This is a genomic window from Oleiphilus sp. HI0086 (assembly GCF_001635225.1).
Genome location: NZ_LWFZ01001002.1, coordinates 1 through 421, shown reverse-complemented (window position 1 = coordinate 421; position 421 = coordinate 1). Strand labels below are relative to the sequence as shown.

The following is a 421-nucleotide window of genomic DNA, read 5'->3' as shown; positions in this document are numbered from 1 at the left end:
TCTGTCCGTCGGCGCTCATTTGCCATTATTATTTTCTCATTGATTTGATAGTTGTATCTTATAGGTTACACGGCGCCCTTCGACCTTAACGCCTTCCACAGAATAAGAACTGCTAACCGGTATATTCCAACTGCCAGGAGCTCCCCCTCCCAGACTTGCCACATTTATCTGATCTATATCGCTTTCAAGATAGACTTCTTTTTCATCTTTAGACAAGACGTCGAAATATTTGTAACCATTTTCTTTTGCTATTTCAGCACAGCGCTTTAGTGCAAAGCCATGAATCGTTTCCCAACTACGATTCGCACTCTCGGTATACTCCACATAAAAAATCCCTTTCCCAGCTTTTAGATCCCTATACCCTGAATTCCCTTCTTCCGCCGCGTGATACACTGCGGCACATGCACTTAACAATACAGAC

1 protein-coding gene is annotated in these 421 nt (G+C 43.2%); it reads right to left on the bottom strand.

Annotated features, from left to right (window positions below):
• Positions 1 to 36: 36 nt before the first annotated feature.
• The coding region (locus tag A3756_RS18055) for a hypothetical protein (protein ID WP_231875566.1) at positions 37 to 421 on the bottom strand (385 nt) is incomplete at its 5' end.